At 62.1% G+C, this 1770-nt stretch carries 1 protein-coding gene; it reads right to left on the bottom strand.

The genetic code is table 11. From position 1 onward, the window contains the following. Positions 1-22: 22 nt before the first annotated feature. A complete protein-coding gene (gene ltrA, locus BMI01S_RS37245) occupies positions 23-1501 on the bottom strand; it encodes a group II intron reverse transcriptase/maturase (RefSeq protein ID WP_028233086.1) in 1479 nt (492 codons plus the stop codon). Between the last annotated feature and the right edge of the window lie 269 nt (positions 1502-1770).

Here is a 1770-nt window from a genome sequence, read left to right as displayed (position 1 = left end):
GCCCAATTCGGGCATACGGCTCCTACCTTGGGTGTTTGACGGCGAACCGCGCGCTAGGCCACGGATGAAGAATGCGAGGTCGCGGGAGCCAGGCATTGGCGATCCGCGCCATTCGCGCCCACGTCAGAGCGTCTTTCTGACTGCGTCGCCGCAGCGTGCGCCGCCAGAGATTGGTGACGTGGTGTCGAAAGGCGCAGATGGCCCGCGCGTTGGTAGGCACCGCGTGGTACGCGAAGTACCCGCGAACCACCTGCCGGAGCCATTGCCCCTGCACTGGAATCGGTTCATGCATGCGCCTTCGGAGTTCCTCCTTGATCTGCCTGAGCTTCGCCCGCATGCGATCTCCTCGTGTCTTCCGTTGTAGCTGGAAGGCACCACGACGTGACCGCCCGCAGATAAAGATGAACCCCAGGAAGGTGAAGGTCTCCGGCCGGCCAAGGCCGTAGCGCTTTCGTCTGCCCGCTGCACTGCGGCCAAACTCGAGCAGCCTCGTCTTGTCCGGATGTAGCGTAAGCGAGAACTCTTCCAACCTCGCTCGCATCGCGTCCCAGAAATGCCTCGCGTCAGCTTCGTGCTCGAAGCCGACCACGATATCATCCGCGTACCGCGTGATGATTACGTTGCCTTTGGCTTCCCGCCGTCGCCACCGGTTGGCCCAGAGATCGAAGACGTAGTGTAGGTACACGTTGGCGAACAGTGGCGATGCCACTGCCCCTTGCGGTGTCCCCGTTTCACTGACGCTCAGCTCCCCGTCCTCAAGAACGCCCGCCTTGAGCCACTTGCGCACAAGGCGAATAATGCGCCGGTCGCCGATCCGGTGCTCCAGAAATCGGACCAGCCATTCCTGGCTTAATCCGTCAAAGAAGTTCCGAATATCTGCGTCCAGAATCCAGTTCACTGGGGTGCTGGTGATGGCCGTCGATAACGCATCCATCGCATCATGCTGACTGCGCCCGGGCCGAAACCCGTACGAAAAGCCGAGAAAGTCTTCTTCGTAGATGGCGTTTAGCACTTCGACCACCGCGCGCTGGACGACCTTGTCTTCCAGCGCGGCAATCCCCAGCGGGCGCTGTTTGCCGCCCGGCTTCGGTATGTACTGTCGCCGAACAGGCAGTGCCCGGTACGCTCCGCTCTGTACCTGCGAGAACAGGCGCTGGAGATTCTCTTCCAGTCCTGCCTCGAAGTACCGCCATGTCACACCGTCCACTCCTGGGGCCGCATGGCGCTTAAGCGCATGGAACGACTCTCGAAGCCGGTCGATGGTGACGTGGTGCAGCAGTGCGGTGAACCGCTCCTTCTTCCGCTGTCTTGCAGCCTGCCGTACACGTTCCAGTCCATGTGGCACGCTTGCCCGGTTCTGCGCCCGGCACGTGTTGGACTGACCCGTGTTCCCCTTGGTCCCCGCCCTTCGCTCCACCCACTCCGCGGCCGGATTCCCGGCGTTGTTCGCAGGCTTCATCGCTAATATGGCGGAGTCTGACTTCTCCCGTCTGTTCATCATCGGCTACGGCTCCTCGCCTTCCCGATGCGGACCTGCCCACGCTGCAACAGGCCAGACCGGAGATCTCCCGGTTCCCGAACAAGGAGCGTGCGTGCGTGCCAGGGTCTTCGACCACGCCGAGCCGACGGAGTGCTCGCAATTATCGCGCTCCGTCGTGTTGCCTTCCGCAATGTCAACGGCGTCGGCGCTCGGGACAATTAAACTATCGCGGCTCAATGGCTGGCCCGCACGTACCCCTGTCAACGCTTCGCCGCATGTCTCGCAACATA

This window comes from Paraburkholderia mimosarum LMG 23256 = NBRC 106338, assembly GCF_000739815.1.
Lineage (GTDB): Bacteria > Pseudomonadota > Gammaproteobacteria > Burkholderiales > Burkholderiaceae > Paraburkholderia > Paraburkholderia mimosarum.
The sequence above is the reverse complement of the archived record's forward strand: the minus strand, read 5'-3'. Positions and strand labels throughout refer to the sequence as shown.